The following is a 16,826-nucleotide window of genomic DNA, read 5'->3' on the forward strand; positions in this document are numbered from 1 at the left end:
CGATTATAGAATTCGGCCACTTTTGCGCGCCCGATGACCATCCCTTCGCCCCCCCGCCTGTATGCCCTCGTGCCCTGTGCCGGTGTCGGCGAGCGCGCGGCGGCGAACGGGCCGAAGCAATACGCGCCGCTGGCCGGCGCCAGCGTCGTCGCGCACACGCTGGCCGCGCTGGCACAGGTGACGCGGCTGGCCCAGGTGCTGGTGGTGCTGAGCCCCGGCGACACCGCCTTCGAGACCCATGCCCCGGCCTTTGCCGGCTGGACGGCGCGCATCGGCGGCGACACCCGCGCCCGGACCGTCGCCAACGGCCTGGCCGAGCTGGTGCAGCGCGGCGCGCATGCCGACGATTGGGTGCTGGTGCACGACGCCGCGCGCTGCCTGGTGCGCGCGGCCTGGATCGACAGCCTGATCGACACCTGCCTGCACGACGCCGTCGGCGGCCTGCTGGCGCTGCCGCTGGCCGACACGCTGAAGCACGAGGTGCAGGGCCGCTGCGAGGCCACGCTCGACCGGCGCCACAAGTGGCAGGCGCAGACGCCGCAGATGTTCCGCATCGGCCGGCTGCGCGAGGCGCTGCAGCGCGCCGGCGACCAGGTCACCGACGAAGCCAGCGCGATCGAGGCGTCGGGTCGCTCGCCGCTGCTGGTGCGCGGCGCCTTCGAGAACCTGAAGATCACCTACCCGGACGACTTCGCGTTGGCCGAACGCCTGCTGAGGACCCGCTGATGACCCACCCCCGCAACAAGGCCCCGGCGATGCGCGTCGGCGAGGGCTGGGACACGCACCAGCTGGTGGCCGACCGCAAGCTGGTGCTGGGCGGCGTCGAGATCCCGCACACCCACGGCCTGCTCGGCCATTCGGACGCCGATGCGCTGTGCCATGCGATGACCGATGCGCTGTTCGGCGCCGCCGCGCTGGGCGACATCGGCCGCCACTTCCCCGACACCGACCCGCAGTTCACCGGCGCCGATTCGCTGGCGCTGCTGGCCGAGGCGGCGCGCCGCGTGCGCGGTGCCGGCTGGGAGATCGTCAACGTCGACAGCACCATCGTCGCGCAGCAGCCGAAGATGGCGCCGCACATCCTGACGATGCGCCAGCGTGTCGCCGGCGCGCTGGGGGTCGAGGTCGACCGGGTCAACGTGAAGGCCAAGACGGCCGAGAAGATGGGCCCGGTCGGGCGCCTCGAGGCGATCGAGGCGCGCGCCGTGTGCCTGCTGGTGAAGGCCGCGTGATCAGCTGCGCCGCACGCCGCGGCGCCACAGCAGCCAGCCGAGGCCGCACGCCATCATCAGCAGCGCAGCCGGTTCGGGCACAGGCGTCACCAGGTAGGCGTGGCCGTTGCTCGCGTTGGTGATGAACTGGCCGAGGTCGTTGATGCCGGTCGCGCTGAAGAAGGTCCAGTCGCGCGGGCCGCTCAGGTTGTTGAACGACAGCGAATTGATGTCGAGCAGCCCGTAGCCGTCGGCGCCGCTGATGAACGCATGGCTCACCATGTAGGTCGAGTAGAAGTAGCTGCCCGCCACCTGGCCGAGGTTGTTGATCGCGCTCGCCTGGCTGGTCAGGTAGCGCGAGCCGACCACGTAGAAGTCGGCGATGTCGCCCAGGTTCAGCACGCGACCGATGCCGTTGGTGTCGGTGATGTAGGCCCGGCCGCTCGGGCCGTAGAAGTCGGCCACCGTGCCGACCACCTGGCCGCGGTCGTTGATCGCATTGGCCGACGAATAGGTGTCGAGGCTGTTCTGGTCGTAGCCGGTCACCGCGACCTGCGTGCGCGTCTGGCCGCCGTCGTGCGACACGAAGCCGCGCGTGCGGCTCGGGTCGGTGGGCTGGTCGGGGTAGCGGTACTCCGCGGTACCGACGATGCTGCCGGCCGCGTTGATGCCGTTGGCCCAGGAGTTCGGGCCGCCCAGCGTACCGACGTCGTGCAGCGCGCCGCCGCCGGCGTCGGTCACGAAACCGCGCTGGGTGCTGCCCGGTGCGGTGTACGAACCGACCACCTGGCCGCTCGCGTTGATGCCCTGGGCGCTGGTCGGTCCGGCCAGCGTGCCGAGGCTGCGCGGCGCTGCACCGGTGCCTTCCAGCACGAAGGCTCGGGTGTCGCCGCCGGGCGTCGACGTGGTGGTTGCCGACGTGCCGGTGACCCAGCCGCTGTCGTTGATCGCGCGCGCCCGGTTCCAGCTGCCGCCGAGCGTCGGGATGGCCGTCATGCCGATGCCGTTCGCGCCGGTGACGAAGGCCTGGTAGCTGTCGGTGCGCGATGTGCCGTACGAGCCGTCGTTGTAGCCGTAGCCGACGACCTGGCCGCTGTTGTTGAGGCCGGAAGCGTAGAAGTTGCTCCAGCCGCTGAGCGAGCCGAGGTCGGTCAGCGTGTAGTCGAGCGCATGGGCCGGCGCAGCGACGAAGAGCATGGCGGCGCTGGCAGCCAGTGGGGCGAGGGCGCGCGCGAGCCTGCGCCGCGCCAGCCACGCGAGCCCAGCCGCGAACAGCACGAGCGTGGCCGGTTCCGGCACCGGCGAGATCAGATAGGCATGCCCGTTGGTGCCGTTGACGACGAACTGGCCGAGGTCGTTGATCGCGGTCGCGCTGTAGAACGTGAAATCGCGCGTCAGCGCCTCGACGAACGACAGCTTGTTGACGTCGACCAGGCCGCTGCCATCGGGCCCGGTGACGAAGGCATGGTCGATGGCGAAGGGCGAGTAGAGGAAGCTGCCGACGACCTGGCCGTCCGCATTGATGCCGGCGCTCTTGCTGGTCAGTTGCCACAGGCCGTCGTAGGTCGGCAGGTAGCCGGACTCGCCCGGGTCGAGCAGCCGGCTCTCGCCGCCCGGCCCGTTCAGGAAGGCCTGCGGCTGCTGCTCCCAGACCCAGGCGTTGCCGGTCAGCTGGCCGGCGGCGTTGATGCCGCTGCCGGCGCTCTGGGTCGGGTAGCTGCCGCTCGGATAGCCGGGGACCGACACCTCGCTCATCGCGCCGCCGTTCGGCCCGGTCACGAAGGCGCGGCCAACGCCGTCGACGTTGTCCGCCGAGCCGGTGACCCGCCCGGCGCTGTTGATCGCCGTCGCGCCGCTGCTCCAGCCGCCGAGCGTGCCCAGGTCCTGCATCGCGCCGCCGTTGCTGCCGGTGATGAAGGCATGGCGGCCGCCGCCCGCGAGCTGCGAACTGCCCACCACCCGGCCCGCTGCATTGATCGCGCGGGCCTCGCTGTCGCCGGCGCCCAGCGTGCCCAGGTCGCGCGGCGAGGCGCCGTTCGGGCCGGTGATGAATGCATGGCCATTGCCGCTCGCGATGCCGGAGCTGCCCACCACGAGCCCGGCGTCGTTGATGCCGAAGGCCCGGTTCCACTCGCCGCCGAGCGTCGGGATGGTCTGCATCCCTGTGCCGTTCGCGCCGGTCACCCAGGCCTGGTACTGGTCGCTGTACGAGGTGCCGAGGTAGCCGGTGTACGAGTAGCCCACGACCTGGCCGCTGTTGTTGATGCCGGTCGCGTAGATCTCCCAGCCGGCCGGTGCGCCGAGGTTGCCGAGGTCGAACAAGTGGTAGTCGGCGGCCCAGGCGCCGGCCGGCGCCAGCACCGCGGCGGCCAGTGCGACGAGGCGGGTGCGCAGCCGTCCACGCAGCCGGCGCCAGCCGATCCAGCCCAGGCCGGCCAGCAGCATCGACAGCATTGCCGGCTCCGGCACCGGCGAGATCAGGTAGGCGTGGCCGTTGGTGCCGTTGGCGATGAACTGGCCGAGGTCGTTGATGCCGGTCACGTTGAAGAACCCGAAGTCGGTGCGCGTCGCGTTGGCGAAGGACAGGGTGTTGACGTCGACCAGGCCGCTGCCGTCCGGGCCGGTGATGAACGCGTGGTCCATCAGGTAGGGCGTGTAGTAGAAGCTGCCGCCGACCTGGCCGCTGGCGTTGATCGCGAGCGCCTGGCTGTCGAGTCGCCACGAGTTGATCAGCGGAAACTCGCCGGCCTCGCGGATGTTCAGCGCGTGGCCGATGCCGTTCGCGTCGGCGATGAAGGCGTGGGCGTCGCCGACGAACGAGCCGATGGTGCCGGCCGCCTGGCCGCCGGCGTTGATCGCGGTGACGTGGCCGTTCGTGTCGATGTCGCTGGACGGGTAGCCGGTCACCGAGACGGCCGTCATGCCGGCCGCACCCGGTCCGGTGACGAACGGCGTCTCGCGGCCGTAGCCGGGGCTGCCGACGAGGCGATCGGCGCCGCCGGCGACGCGGCCGCTGTCATTGACCGCGAGCGCGCCGCTTTGCGGGCCGCCGAAGCTGCCGAGATCGGTGACCGCGCCGCCGTTCGGGCCGGTCACGAACGCATGCTGGCGGCCGTCGGCGAGCTGCATGCTGCCGACCACCTGGCCGCTCGCATTGATGCCGGCCGCCGAGCTGACGACGCCGCCGAAGGTGCCGAGGTCGCGCATCGCGCCGCCGCCCGGGGCGGTGACGAAGGCACGCGGCATGAAGTCGGCGTTGCCCGAGGTGCCGACCACCTGCCCGGCGTCGTTGATTCCATAGGCCCGGCTCCAGTTGCTGCCGAGTGTGCCGAGCCCCTGCAGGCCGACGCCGTTCGCACCGGTGATGAAGGCCTGGTAGTCGTTGGTCGCCGACTGGCCGAAGGTGCCCTTCGAGTAGGCATAGCCGACGACCTGGCCGCTCGCATTGATGCCGCTGGCCCAGACGCTCCAGTTCGGGTGGCTGCCCAGCTGCCCCAGGTCGAGCAGGTTGTACTCGGCGGCGCGGGCGGGCGCCCCGGCACCGAGACCTGCCATGAACATCAGCGCCGCCAGGGCGCGAATCATTCCGGATTTCATCGCGATGCCTCCGCCAGTTCGGCGCCGCCACGCCAGCAAGCCCAGTCCACCCGTCATCAGCAGCACGATCGCGGGCTCGGGCACCGGCGAGATCAGGTAGGCATGCCCGTCGCTGCCGTTGGCGATGATCTGTCCCGCATCGTTGATCGCGCGCGCTTCATCGAACAACATCGGCAGCGTGCCGCCGACGAAGTCCTTGTAGTCCAGGTAGTTCCCACCGGCGCCGCCGGGCCCGGTGACGAACAGGCCGCTGGCGAGCGTGCCCAGGCGGTAGCTGCCAACCACCTGGCCTGCTGAATTCAGCGCGGTCGCCCGGCTGTCCAGGAAGAAGAACGGCGGCTCGGTGCCGCCCTGGGGAATTTCAGGCAGTTGCAGCAAACGGCCGCTGCCGTCGGCTTCGGCAATGAATCCGGTCTGGTAGTAGTAGAAGGCCGAGGTCGTGCCCACGGTCTGGCCGCTCGCATTGATGTCGGTGCCCCAGTTCGGAACGTCCCCGTTCGCGGTCGGCACGGTGACGGGGCGCATCGCGCTGCCGTTCGGTCCGGTGACGAAGGCACGCTCCGTTCCGTCCAGTGGATGCGCGGCGATGGCGGTCCCGGTGACCTGCCCGGCGTCGTTGATCGCGGTGGCGCTGCTGGTCGCGGTGGCGCCGGCATACAGGCTGCCGAGGTCGTGCAGGCTGCCGGTCTGCGCATCGCTGATGAAGCCGCGTTGAACCCCCGCCGCCGTGGTGCTGGTGCCGACCACCTGGCCGCTGGCGTTGATGCCGGCGGCAGCGCTGGAGCTGCCGCCCAGCGTGCCGAGATCGTGCGGCGACGCGCCGTTCGGGCCGGCCGCGAAGGCTCGCTCGCTGCCGTTGGCGGTCAGCGAACTGCCGACCACCCACCCCGCGTCGTTGATGCCGTTGGCACGGTTCCACGTGCCGCCGAGCGTCGGGATGGTGCTCAGGCCGATGCCGTTGGCGCCGGTGACCCAGGCCTGGGTCGCCTCGATCGGTTGTCCCTGGGCGTCGGCGGAGAAGAAGGAGGCATAGCCCACCACCTGGCCGCTGCTGTTGAGACCGGTGGCCGTCATCCTGTGCCATTCGCCGGGCGCCCCCAGCATCCCCAGGTCGAACAGCGTGTACGAGGCGGCGCTGGCAACGGACGGCGCGGCGATGAGGCCCGCCGCGGCACACAGCGTTGCGCACAGGCGTGCGAGCATCTGCATCATCGTGACCCCCTGATCGATCTGTGAACTTGTGCCTCGTTTCTACGACATGAACATGTCAAACGGTGTCGTTTCGATGCACGGCCACGTGCTGCACAAGGTCTTGCGCCGCCTGCCCCGAGTCGATCTGACGGATGGACTCAGAAGCTCAGCACGTCGATGGTCGGCGGCACTCGGAAGCGGATCGGCAGCTTGTCGATGCCGACGCCCGGCGTCACGTAGACGCGGGCATTCTTCATCTCGTACAGCCCCTGGCGGAACGCGCCTTCGGTGGCGCGCGCCAGCAGGCGTTTCGTGAACACCGGGATGTCGATCTGGCCGCCGTGCGTGTGGCCGGCCAGCAGCAGCGCGGCCTCGTCGGGCTGCAAGTCGAAGACGGTGTCCGGGTTGTGGGTCAGCATCACGCGGTGTGCGCGGTCGACGGTCCAAGGCTGCGTGCGCGACGCGGCGAGGTCGCGTGCTGCCGAGCCGGCCGCGCGGTCGCCGAGGCCCTGCAGCTCGCACTGGCCGAGCTTGACGCGCCGGCCGTCGATCGATTCGACGTGCGCCGCGGCCAGTGCCTCGCGCAGCGATGCCTGCAGCGGCGGCCCCGGTCGTTCCTCGTCGTGGTTGCCCAGCACCGACAGCGTGCGGTGGCGCAGCCCGGCCAGCGGCGCGAAGTCGGTGCGCAGGTCGCGGCTCGGCTCGAAGGTCCAGTCACCGGCCACCAGCACCGCATCGACCTGCAGGCTGTTCAAGCGGTCGACCAGGCGCTGCAGTTCGGCTTCGCGCACGTACAGGCCGAAGTGGATGTCCGAGATCAGCGCCACGCGCACGCCGCAGGCCGGGCCGAGCGAGGTCTCGCGCACCTGCAGCCAGTGGGGTTCGATGAAGCGGGCCCAGGTGAAGCAGCCGCACAGCGCGATGGCCAGCAGGCCGCCGGCGACCGCACCGATGCGCCCTGCGCGCGCCGCTCGCCAGGTGCGCTGCAGCAGCCAGTACAGCAGCGGCCACAGCAGCCACGAGAACCAGTAGATCGCGAGCTTGGCGACCACGCGCTCGCTGTCTTCCTGCTCGTACCAGGCGGCCTGGAAATCGCGCGCGACCAGCGCGCCGAACAGCACGGCGACGGCGACGCACAACAAGGCCCGCCACCCGCGAACCCAGCCGCGGGTCATCGGCAACACACTGCTCATGGCGCCCGCTTCAGCCTGACGTGGGCGACCAGGCCGCCATCCGAGGCGTTGGCCAGCTCGAAGTTGCCGCCCATGCGCTGCACCGCCTTCTCGACGATGGCCAGGCCCAGGCCGGCGCCGGTGGCGGCGGTGCGTGCGGCGTCGCCGCGGAAGAACGGGGTGGTGAGCTGCTTCAATTTGTCGGGCGAGACGCCGGGTCCGTGGTCGCGAACGCTCAGGATCACCCACGGGCCGGTGCGCGCATAGCTGACCTGCACGCGCGCGATGCCGGAATCGGTGGAGCGACCGTAGCGGCGTGCATTCTCGAACAGGTTCTGGAACACCCGGCCGAGCTCGGTCTCGTCGGCCATCACCTTGGTGTCGATCGCCACGCGCGAGCTGATGCGGATCTGGCTCGGGTCGCGGAAGCCCTGCATCTCGCGCTCGACCAGGCTGCTGACGTGCACCGGCACCATCTTGGTCTCGCCGGGGCGGGCGTAGTCCATGAACTTGTCGATGATGGCGTCGAGCTGGTCGATGTCGAGCGCCATGTTGCGCTTGGCTTCCTCGTCGTGCACGCTCATCTCGGCCTCGAGCCGCAGCCGCGCGAGCGGCGTGCGCAGGTCGTGCGAGATGCCGGCCAGCATCACCGCGCGGTCTTCTTCCACCTTGGCCAGCTCGCGCGCCATGCGGTTGAAGCCCATGTTGACCTGGCGGATCTCGCTGGTCAGCGTGTTCTCGTCGAGCTGGGATTCGTATTCGCCGTCGCGGATGCGGCTGGCCGCGAACGACAGGTCGCGCAGCGGCTGGTTGATCAGCCGCGCGATGGCGGCCGAGCCGACCACGGTGGCCAGCAGCGCGATGCTGACCCACAGCAGCCAGGTGCTGCCGGCCAGCGGGCGCACGCGGGTCGGGTCGGCCTGCAGCCAGTACGGGTCCTTCTCGATCGAGAAGCCGACCCACAGCCCGCCGTTGCCGTTGACGCTGGTCGCGACGATGGTGTCGGGGCCCAGGCGCGAGCGCAGCTCCTGCCCGATGGCGCGCGAGAAGCGGTCGACCTCGAAGGCCTCCCACTTGTCGCCGGGTTCGCGCGGCAGCACGCGCACGGCCTCCTGGTCGGACATGGTCTTGACCAGCGTGACGCGGTTGATGCCGTCGGCATAGCGCAGCGCCGCGCGCGACAGGTTCACCAGGCTCGCGATCTGCTGCGCCGCCTGCACCGCGCGCGGCTCGAACTCGAGCGCGCGAAAGGTCTGCACCCACGCGAAGATCCCGCCGGTCAGCAGGACTGCCAGCAGGAAGAAGGTGCGCCAGAAAAGACTCAGCGCAACGGCATTGCGGGCCATCCCGCTTTAGGCGGCGCCGTCCGGAACGAACACGTAGCCGACGCCCCACACCGTCTGGATGTAGCGGGGCTGCGCCGGATCCGGCTCGATCATCTTGCGCAGCCGCGAGATCTGCACGTCCAGGCTGCGGTCGAAGGGCTCGAACTCGCGGCCGCGCGCCAGCTGGGCCAGCTTGTCGCGCGACAGCGGCTGCCGCGGGTGGCGCACCAGCGCCTTCAGCATCGAGAACTCGCCGGTCGTCAGCGCGATCTGCTCGCCGTCCTTCGACAGCCGGCGCAGCGCCAGGTCGAACTCGAACGGGCCGAAGGTGACCGTCTGCGCATCCTTGGCCGGCGCGCCCGGCGCTTCCATCGCCGGGCGGCGGCGCAGCACCGCATGGATGCGGGCCAGCAGTTCGCGCGGGTTGAAGGGCTTGGGCAGGTAGTCGTCGGCGCCCACCTCGAGCCCGACGATGCGGTCGACGTCTTCCACCTTGGCCGTCAGCATGATGATCGGCGTCACGTCGCTCGCGGCACGCAGCCGGCGGCAGATCGACAGGCCGTCTTCGCCCGGCAGCATCAGGTCGAGCACGATCAGGTCGACCGTCTCGCGCGTCAGCACGCGGTTCAGTGCCTTGGCGTCCTCGGCCAGCAGCACTTCGAAGCCTTCCTGGGTCAGATAACGCCTGAGCAGGTCGCGGATGCGGGCATCGTCGTCGACCACGACAACGCGGTCGGGACGGGCAGTGGCAGTGGGCGTCATGAAGGGCTCCCGGTATTTGTAACAAGCGAGATTGTGCGCAGGTTCCGCCCGGCTTTTCGAGCGTCGGGACCATCTGTTACAAATCTTGCGACACGCATTTCCGGCTTTGGCAAGTGAAGCTTTGTGAAGGTCGGCAAGAGTTGTCGGCGAAGCGTCGGCCTGCGCCGTTGGGGCGCGACGAGGCGATTCGGGAGACCTGCATGACGCTGAACGAGAGCGACGCCCGCCACCTGCTGACGCGCACCGGCTTCGTGCCGTCGCCGCAGCAGCTGGCGCCCTGGGTCGGCCTGACGGCCGAGGCCGCGGTCGACCGCCTGATCGGCGCGGCGCGCAGCGCCCAGCCGCTGCATCCGGCGCCCGCGTTCACGCGCGAGCCGATCCGCACGCCGCCTGGCCGGCTGGCCGACGAAGAGGCGCGCAAGGCGGCCCGCCAGCAGGCGCGGCGCGACACGCTGGAGCTGGCCGCCTGGTGGCTGCAGGAGATGCGCGACACCGCCGCGCCGCTGGCCGAGCGCATGACGCTGTTCTGGCACAACCACTTCGCGACCTCGGAGCAGAAGGTGCACAGTCCGCAGGGCCTGTTCATCCAGCAACAGCTGTTGCGCCGCGAGGCGCTCGGGTCGTTCCGCAGCCTGCTGCACGGCATCGCGCGCGACCCGGCGATGCTGATCTACCTGGATGGCGCGGCCAACCGCGCGCAGGCGCCGAACGAGAACTTCGCGCGCGAGGTGATGGAGCTCTTCACGCTCGGCGAAGGGCAGTACGGCGAGCAGGACATCAAGGAAGCGGCGCGCGCCTTCTCGGGCTGGACCGTCGACCGCGAGTCGTGGAGCGCGCAGCTGCGCCCGCGCCTGCACGATGCCGGCAGCAAGACCCTGTTCGGCCGCAGCGCCGCCTACGACGCCGACGGCGCGCTCGACCAGATGCTGGCGCAGCCGGCCGCGGCGCGCTTCATCGCCGGCAAGCTGTGGCGCGAGTTCGTCTCGCCGGTGCCGGACGGGCCGGCGCTCGAGCGCGTCGCCAAGCGCCTGCGCGACACCGGCTGGCGCATCGATGCCGCGCTGCGCGAGCTGCTGCTGAGCGACGCGTTCTGGGCCCCGGCGCAGCGCGCGGCGCTGATCAAGTCGCCGGTCGAGCTGACGGTGGGCACGCTGCGTCAGTTCGACATCCAGCTCGACAACCTGGTGCCGGTCGCGATGGCGAGCGCCCGGCTCGGGCAGGGCCTGTTCATGCCGCCGAATGTGAAGGGCTGGCCGGGCTACACCGACTGGATCACCAGCACCACGCTGCTGGAGCGCAAGCGCTTCACCGAGCGGCTGTTCCGCGGCGTCGAGATGGCCGGCATGGCGCGCGGCATCCGCTTCGACGCCGACGCGTGGCTGGGCGCGCTCGGCGCGCATGCCGACCGCGAGCCCGACGCGGGGGCACGCGCGCGCATCGAGGCCGCGATGCTGGCCACGCCGCCGGTCAACCCGCTGCCGGCCGGCACGGTCGGGTTGTCGATGCTGCGGGCGCTGAGCCTGGATCCGGCTTTCCAGCTGAAATGAATCGGAAGGACATGCGATGAACACACGCCGGGATTTCCTGCGACTGACGGGCGGTGCGGTGGCCTTCGGCGGCCTCGCGCTGCCGGGTCTCCCGCCCGCGGCCTGGGCCCAGGGAGCGAAGCTGCAGCCGGCCGCCTCGGCCGGCGACCGCATCCTCGTGCTGGTCGAGCTGAAGGGCGGCAACGACGGGCTCAACACCGTCGTGCCGTACGCCGACCCGGCCTACGCGGCGCTGCGGCCGACGCTGGCGCTGCCGCCCGCCGACCTGCTGCGGCTGGATGCGAGCCTCGGGCTGCATCCGTCGCTCGCGCCCTTGCTGCCGCTGTGGGAGAAGCACGAGCTCGCGCTGCTGCTCGGCCTGGGCTATCCGCAGCCGAACCTGTCGCACTTCCGCTCGATCGAGATCTGGGACACCGCATCGGCCTCGAACGAGTACCTCGACGAAGGCTGGGTCGCGCGCGCGTTCGAGGCCGGCCTGCGCGAGCGCGGGCGCTTCACCGCCGAGGGCGTGGCGGTCGGCACCGCCGGGCTGGGCGCGCTGAGCGGCGCGCGCGCCGTGTCGCTGACCAACGCCGAGGCCTTCGTGAACCAGTCGCGGCTCGCGCGGCCTGCGGCGCTGCAGGGCAATGCCGCGCTGGACCACGTGCTGAGGGTCGAGGCCGGCGTGCTGCAGGCCGCCGAGGGCTTGCGCAACCCGGCCGCCGCGGCCTTGCAGGCCGAGTTCCCGCCACACGCGTTCGGCCAGGCGGTGCGCGCCTGCTGCGAGATCGTCGCCGGCCAGAAGGGCCGTGGCGGCGTGCCGGTGTTCCACCTGACGCACGGCAGCTTCGACACCCACCGCGGCCAGCTGCCCACCCATGCGGCCCTGTTGAAGCAGCTGGCCGAAGGGCTGGCGGCGCTGCGCGGCGGGCTGGTGGAGGCGGGCGCCTGGGACCGCACGCTGGTGCTGACCTATTCCGAATTCGGCCGCCGCGCTCGCCAGAACCAGAGCGGCGGCACCGACCACGGCACCGCCGCGCCGCACTTCGCGCTGGGCGGTGCGGTGAAGGGCGGCGTGGTTGGCCGCCTGCCCGATCTGCAACGTCTTGATGCAAGCCAGAACCTGGTCCACACGGCGGATTTCCGGCAGGTCTATGCGACCATCGCGCAGCGCTGGTGGGGGGTGGACCCCGACGCCGTGCTGAAGGGCCGCTTCGAGGCGCTGCCCTTCATCGCGGCCTGATCCACGCCGCACCGGTGCGCCACTCACAAGGAGGATCCATGACGATTCAATCGAAGCTCTCGCTCATTGCCGCTGCTGCCGTCACCGCGGTGCTGGCCGCCCAACCCGTGCTCGCCAACGAGCCGCCGCTGCAGAACGTGGTCAGCCTGTCGGCCAGCGCCACCGTCGAGGTCAACAAGGACCTGCTCAGCGTCACGCTCAGCACCACCCGCGAAGGCACCGACGCGGGCGTGGTGCAGGCCGGCCTGAAGCAGGCGCTCGACGCCGCGCTGGCCGAGGCCAAGCGCGTCGCCAAGCCGGGCGACATCGAGGTGCACACCGGCAATTTCTCGCTCTTCCCGCGCTACAGCCAGAAGGGCGGCATCAACGGCTGGCAGGGCACGGCCGAGCTGGTGGTCGAGGGCAAGGACATCCCCGGCATCGCCGCGCTGACCGCGAAGATCGGCACGCTGACCATCGCGCGCGTCGGCAGCAACCTGTCGCGCGAGCAGCGCGAGAAGGTGGAGGCCGATGTCGCGGCGCAGGCGATCGCGCGCTACCGCGCCAAGGCGGCCGAGTATGCGAAGCAGTTCGGCTTCAGCGGCTACACGCTGCGCGAGGTCAACGTCGGCGCCAACGACCCGGTGATGTACGCGGCCGCGCCGATGGCGCGCATGAAGACCATGGGCGCCGCCGACGAGGCGCTGCCGGTCGAGCTGGGCAAGGGCAGCGTGACCGTCAGCGTCAACGGCTCGGTGCAGATGACGAAGTAGGGCCGGGCACTACTGCGCCGTCCAGCCGCCGTCGACGCTCCACGCGACCCCGCGCACGTTGTCGGCGGCCGGCGAGCACAGGAACACCGCCAGCTCGCCCAGCTGCTGCGGCGTGACGAACTGCAGCGACGGCTGCTTCTCGGCCAGCAGCTCGCGCGAGGCCTGCTCCACCGGGATGCCCTCGCGCGCGGCGCGGTCGTCGATCTGCTTCTGCACCAGCGGCGTCAGCACCCAGCCCGGGCAGATCGCGTTCGACGTGATGCCGGTCTGCGCGGTCTCGAGCGCCAGCGACTTGGTGAAGCCGACGATGCCGTGCTTGGCGGCCACGTAGGCCGATTTCTGCGCCGAGGCCACCAGCCCGTGGGCCGACGCGATGTTGATGATGCGGCCCCAGTTGCGGGCCTTCATGCCCGGCAGCGCGAGGCGCGAGGTGTGGAAGGCCGAGCTCAGGTTGATCGCGATGATGGCGTCCCACTTCGCGACCGGGAAATCCTCGACCGCGGCGACGTGCTGGATGCCGGCGTTGTTGACCAGGATGTCGACGCCGCCGAACTCGGCCTGCGCGTAGGCCATCATCGCCTCGATGTCGGCCGGCTTGCTCATGTCGGCGCCGTGGTAGCCGGCCTTGACGCCCAGCGCCGCCACCTCGGCGCGTGCCGGCTCGAATTCGCCGAAGCCGTTGAGCACCACATTGGCGCCCTGGCGCGCCAGGCACAGCGCGATGCCGTGGCCGATGCCGCTGGTGGAGCCGGTGACGAGGGCGGTTTTTCCTTTGAGCACGATGGGAACCTCCAGGTTGATACAGTCCATTATCGAAGAGGATGGATCCCATGCACGATGACGCGCTCTCTCCACGCCTGAACCACGTGCAGTGCCTGGACACCCGCGGCCTGCACCGCATGGCGTGGTGGGAATGGGGCGACCCGGCCAACCCGCGCGTGCTGGTCTGCGCGCACGGCCTGTCGCGCCAGGGGCGCGATTTCGACACCTTCGCGCGCGCGATGCAGCACGAGTACCGCGTCGTCTGCCCCGACGTGGTGGGGCGCGGCCAGTCCGACCGGCTGTCCGACCCGATGGGCTACCAGATCCCGGCCTACGTGGCCGACATGGTGACGCTGCTGGCGCGGCTGGATGCCGGCACGCTGCACTGGGTGGGCACCTCGATGGGCGGGCTGATCGGCCTGGGCCTTGCGGCGCTGAAGGACTCGCCGGTGCGCAAGCTGGTGCTGAACGACGTCGGGCCGAGCATCGAGCCGTCGGCGCTGGCGCGCATCGGCAGCTACCTCGGGCTGCCGGCGCGCTGGAACAGCCTGGACGAAGCGGCCGACGCGCTGTGGAGCATCTCGCAGGGTTTCGGCGCGCACACCCGCGAGCAGTGGCTCGCGCTGACACGGCCGATGCTGAAGCCCGACGGCGACGGCTGGGTGCCGCACTACGACCCGCAGATCGCGCTGCCGTTCCGCGCCATCACGCCCGAGGCGGCGCGCGCCGGCGAGGCCATGCTGTGGAGCCTGTACGACGGGCTGCGCTGCCCGACGCTGCTGCTGCGCGGGGCCGATTCCGACCTGCTGACCCGCGCCACCGCGCAAGCGATGACGCAGCGCGGCCCGCGCGCGCTGCTGCGCGAGTTCGCGGGCGTCGGCCACGCGCCGATGCTGACCTCGCCCGAGCAGATCGCCGCGGTGCGGGAGTTCCTGCTGGCGGCATGAAGACGAGCCTGCTCGACACCCACCAGGATGCGGCGCCGATCGTCCAGCTGGCCGACGACGCGGCGCGCGATGGCCTGCACGGCTCCACGCGCGACGCGGAGATGGCCCAGCTCGCGCGGGCGCGGGCCTTCGCCGAGCCGCTGCTGGACGGCCAGGTGCTCGACACCGGCGAGGACGCGCTGGTGCATGCCGACGGCGTCGCGGCCATCCTGCAGGGCATCGGCGCCGCGCCGTCGATGCKCGCCGCCGCCTACCTGGTCTACGCCAGCGACTACCTGAGCAAGCCCGAAGACGTCGTCAGCAAGGCCTTCGGCGCCTCGTATGCAAGCCTCGTGCTGCACACCCGCAAGCTGGTGCAGATCCAGCGCGCCGCGCGCGAGGCCCGCGTGCACGAGGAACGCCGCGCCGAGCAGACCGAGCGGGTGCGCAAGATGCTGCTGGCGTTCTCGCGCGACCTGCGCGTGGTGCTGCTGCGGCTGGCCTCGCGGCTGCAGACGCTACGCCACTACGCGAGCAGCAAGCAGCCGTGCCCGGCGGTGCTGGCGCGCGAATCGATGCAGGTGTTCGCGCCGCTGGCCAACCGGCTGGGCATCTGGCAGATCAAGTGGGAGATGGAAGACCTGTCGTTCCGCTTCACCGAGCCCGAGAACTACAAGACCGTCGCGCGGCTGCTGGACGAGAAGCGCGTCGAGCGCGAGCAGGGCGTCGAGGCCTTCCGCTGCCGGCTGGCCGACGACCTGGCCGCGGCCGGCCTGCGCGCCGAGGTGCAGGGCCGGCCCAAGCACCTGTACAGCATCTGGAAGAAGATGCGCGGCAAGGGGCTCGACATCGACCGCGTGTTCGACGTGCGCGCGCTGCGCGTGGTCGTGGCCGACGTGCCCGATTGCTATGCGGTGCTGAGCCGCGTGCACGAGCGCTGGCGGCCGGTGCCGGGCGAGTTCGACGACTACATCGCGCGGCCCAAGGTCAACGGCTACCAGTCGCTGCACACCGTGGTGCTGGACGAGCAGGGCCGGGCGGTCGAGGTGCAGATCCGCACGCGCGCGATGCACGAGCATGCCGAGCACGGCGTGGCCGCGCACTGGGCCTACAAGGAGGCCGGCACCAGGGGCTATGCCGGCGTCAGCGCGAGCGGCGATTTCGATGCCCAGGTGGCCGAGGCGCGCAAGGCGGTGCTGCGCCAGCTGCTGGCCTGGGAGCGCGAGTTCGTCGAAGGCGATGGCGACAGCCCGCGGGCCGAGCCGGGCGCGGTGTTCGACGACCGCATCTACGTGTTCACGCCCGATGCCGCGGTGATCGAGCTGCCGACCGGCGCAACGCCGATCGATTTCGCGTACGCGGTGCACACCGACCTCGGCCACCGCTGCCGCGGTGCCAAGGTCGACGGCGCGATGGTGCCGCTGAACACCGCGCTGCAAAGCGGGCAGACGGTGGAGGTGACGACGATCAAGGAGGGTGGCCCGTCGCTCGACTGGCTGAACGGCGAGCTCGGCTACCTGCAGAGCCCGCGCTCGAAGGCCAAGGTGCGCGCCTGGTTCAATGCACTGGCGCTGCGCGACACCATCGCGCGCGGCCGCGAATCGGTCGAGAAGCTGCTGCAGCGCGAGGGCCGGACCTCGATGAAGCTGGACGACCTGGCGGCGCAGCTGGGCTTCCGCCATGCCGAGGCGCTGTTCGAGGTGGTCGGCAAGGACGAGTTCTCGCTGCGCAACATCGAGGCCTTGCTGCGCCCGCCCGAGCCGCCGGCGCATGCCGACGAGATCATCACGCAGCGCCTGACGCGGCCCGAGGGCGAGGCGCCCAAGGGCGGCGTGCTGGTGGTGGGCGTCGAGTCGCTGCTGACCAGCCTGTCGCGCTGCTGCCGGCCGGCGCCGCCCGACGCGATCGGCGGCTACGTGACGCGCGGGCGCGGTGTCGCGATCCACCGCGCCGATTGCAGCAACTTCCGCCAGATGGCGGCGCGCATCCCGGAGCGGGTGATCCAGGTGACCTGGGGCGAGCGCGGCGGCAGTGGCCGCGACAAGCCGTCGCTGTACCCGGTCGACGTGATGGTCGAGGCCTCGGACCGGCAGGGCCTGCTGCGCGACATCTCCGAGGTGTTCGCGAAGGAGAAGATGAACGTGACCGGCGTCAACACGCAGTCGGTGAAGGACGTGCGCGGTGGCACCGCGTGGATGACCTTCACCGTCGAGGTGGCCGATTCGGCGCGGCTGGCCCAGGTGCTGGCCGCGGTGGCGCGCATCGGCGGCGTGCGCAGTGCACGCCGCAAGTGACGGTGCGCCACGAAAAATTCGCCTGGCCCGGCAAAAACCGAAAAAAGTACTGCTATAGTCATGGG

At 70.9% G+C, this 16,826-nt stretch carries 12 protein-coding genes; 7 read left to right on the forward strand and 5 right to left on the reverse strand.

The genetic code is table 11. The features are described from left to right. The first annotated feature begins 33 nt into the window (after positions 1–33). Positions 34–726, forward strand: coding sequence for a 2-C-methyl-D-erythritol 4-phosphate cytidylyltransferase (gene ispD / locus AC1DYN_RS11365; protein ID WP_477959426.1), 693 nt, complete (start codon positions 34–36; stop codon positions 724–726). Next, complete coding sequence (gene ispF, locus AC1DYN_RS11370) at positions 726–1,232, forward strand: 2-C-methyl-D-erythritol 2,4-cyclodiphosphate synthase (RefSeq protein ID WP_477959428.1); 507 nt, start codon at positions 726–728, stop codon at positions 1,230–1,232. Before ispD ends, ispF begins: the two co-directional genes overlap by 1 nt. Here the strand turns inward: ispF and AC1DYN_RS11375 are convergent, their stop codons facing one another. From AC1DYN_RS11375 to ompR, 4 genes are all read right to left on the reverse strand, one after another. Next, entirely contained in the window at positions 1,233–6,020 is a 4,788-nt protein-coding gene (locus AC1DYN_RS11375) for a PEP-CTERM sorting domain-containing protein (RefSeq protein WP_477959430.1), read from the reverse strand. A gap of 137 nt (positions 6,021–6,157) precedes the next feature. Beyond that, the gene (locus AC1DYN_RS11380) at positions 6,158–7,192 is read right to left on the reverse strand and encodes a metallophosphoesterase (RefSeq protein ID WP_477959432.1); all 1,035 of its coding nucleotides are present in this window, start codon (positions 7,190–7,192) and stop codon (positions 6,158–6,160) included. Then, the gene (locus AC1DYN_RS11385; protein WP_477959434.1) at positions 7,189–8,517 is read right to left on the reverse strand and encodes an ATP-binding protein; all 1,329 of its coding nucleotides are present in this window, start codon (positions 8,515–8,517) and stop codon (positions 7,189–7,191) included. Before AC1DYN_RS11385 ends, AC1DYN_RS11380 begins: the two co-directional genes overlap by 4 nt. Positions 8,518–8,523: 6 nt before the next feature. Beyond that, entirely contained in the window at positions 8,524–9,258 is a 735-nt protein-coding gene (ompR, locus tag AC1DYN_RS11390; RefSeq protein WP_477959436.1) for an osmolarity response regulator transcription factor OmpR, read from the reverse strand. A gap of 200 nt (positions 9,259–9,458) precedes the next feature. Between ompR and AC1DYN_RS11395 the strand changes: the two genes are divergently transcribed. The 3 genes from AC1DYN_RS11395 to AC1DYN_RS11405 are packed head-to-tail and all read left to right on the forward strand — an operon-like array spanning position 9,459 to position 12,779. Beyond that, positions 9,459–10,805, forward strand: coding sequence for a DUF1800 domain-containing protein (locus AC1DYN_RS11395; protein ID WP_477959438.1), 1,347 nt, complete (start codon positions 9,459–9,461; stop codon positions 10,803–10,805). A gap of 16 nt (positions 10,806–10,821) precedes the next feature. Further along, positions 10,822–12,027 (forward strand): DUF1501 domain-containing protein, encoded by a 1,206-nt coding sequence (locus tag AC1DYN_RS11400; protein WP_477959440.1) that lies wholly within the window; start codon positions 10,822–10,824, stop codon positions 12,025–12,027. 38 nt (positions 12,028–12,065) lie between these two features. Next, positions 12,066–12,779, forward strand: a complete 714-nt coding sequence (locus AC1DYN_RS11405) for an SIMPL domain-containing protein (protein WP_477959442.1) — start codon at positions 12,066–12,068, stop codon at positions 12,777–12,779. 9 nt (positions 12,780–12,788) lie between these two features. Here AC1DYN_RS11405 and AC1DYN_RS11410 read toward each other — a convergent pair whose 3' ends face one another. Continuing rightward, complete coding sequence (locus AC1DYN_RS11410) at positions 12,789–13,562, reverse strand: 3-hydroxybutyrate dehydrogenase (protein WP_477959482.1); 774 nt, start codon at positions 13,560–13,562, stop codon at positions 12,789–12,791. Positions 13,563–13,609: 47 nt separating this feature from the next. Here AC1DYN_RS11410 and AC1DYN_RS11415 point away from each other — a divergent pair, with 47 nt between their 5' ends. Next, the gene (locus AC1DYN_RS11415) at positions 13,610–14,488 is read left to right on the forward strand and encodes an alpha/beta fold hydrolase (protein ID WP_477959444.1); all 879 of its coding nucleotides are present in this window, start codon (positions 13,610–13,612) and stop codon (positions 14,486–14,488) included. Continuing rightward, positions 14,485–16,761, forward strand: a complete 2,277-nt coding sequence (locus AC1DYN_RS11420) for a RelA/SpoT family protein (RefSeq protein WP_477959446.1) — start codon at positions 14,485–14,487, stop codon at positions 16,759–16,761. Before AC1DYN_RS11415 ends, AC1DYN_RS11420 begins: the two co-directional genes overlap by 4 nt. Positions 16,762–16,826: the final 65 nt, after the last annotated feature.

It is taken from the genome of Rhizobacter sp. P2_D12 (assembly GCF_056404395.1).

Bases quoted from the DNA above. Each gene is read 5' to 3' on its own strand.
- ispD (WP_477959426.1), top strand. From the start codon at position 34: ATGACCATCCCTTCGCCCCCCCGCCTGTATGCCCTCGTGCCCTGTGCC.
- AC1DYN_RS11415 (WP_477959444.1), top strand. From the start codon at position 13,610: ATGCACGATGACGCGCTCTCTCCACGCCTGAACCACGTGCAGTGCCTG.
- AC1DYN_RS11385 (WP_477959434.1), bottom strand. From the start codon at position 8,517: ATGGCCCGCAATGCCGTTGCGCTGAGTCTTTTCTGGCGCACCTTCTTC.
- AC1DYN_RS11405 (WP_477959442.1), top strand. From the start codon at position 12,066: ATGACGATTCAATCGAAGCTCTCGCTCATTGCCGCTGCTGCCGTCACC.
- AC1DYN_RS11400 (WP_477959440.1), top strand. From the start codon at position 10,822: ATGAACACACGCCGGGATTTCCTGCGACTGACGGGCGGTGCGGTGGCC.
- ispF (WP_477959428.1), top strand. From the start codon at position 726: ATGACCCACCCCCGCAACAAGGCCCCGGCGATGCGCGTCGGCGAGGGC.
- AC1DYN_RS11395 (WP_477959438.1), top strand. From the start codon at position 9,459: ATGACGCTGAACGAGAGCGACGCCCGCCACCTGCTGACGCGCACCGGC.
- ompR (WP_477959436.1), bottom strand. From the start codon at position 9,258: ATGACGCCCACTGCCACTGCCCGTCCCGACCGCGTTGTCGTGGTCGAC.
- AC1DYN_RS11375 (WP_477959430.1), bottom strand. From the start codon at position 6,020: ATGATGCAGATGCTCGCACGCCTGTGCGCAACGCTGTGTGCCGCGGCG.
- AC1DYN_RS11380 (WP_477959432.1), bottom strand. From the start codon at position 7,192: ATGAGCAGTGTGTTGCCGATGACCCGCGGCTGGGTTCGCGGGTGGCGG.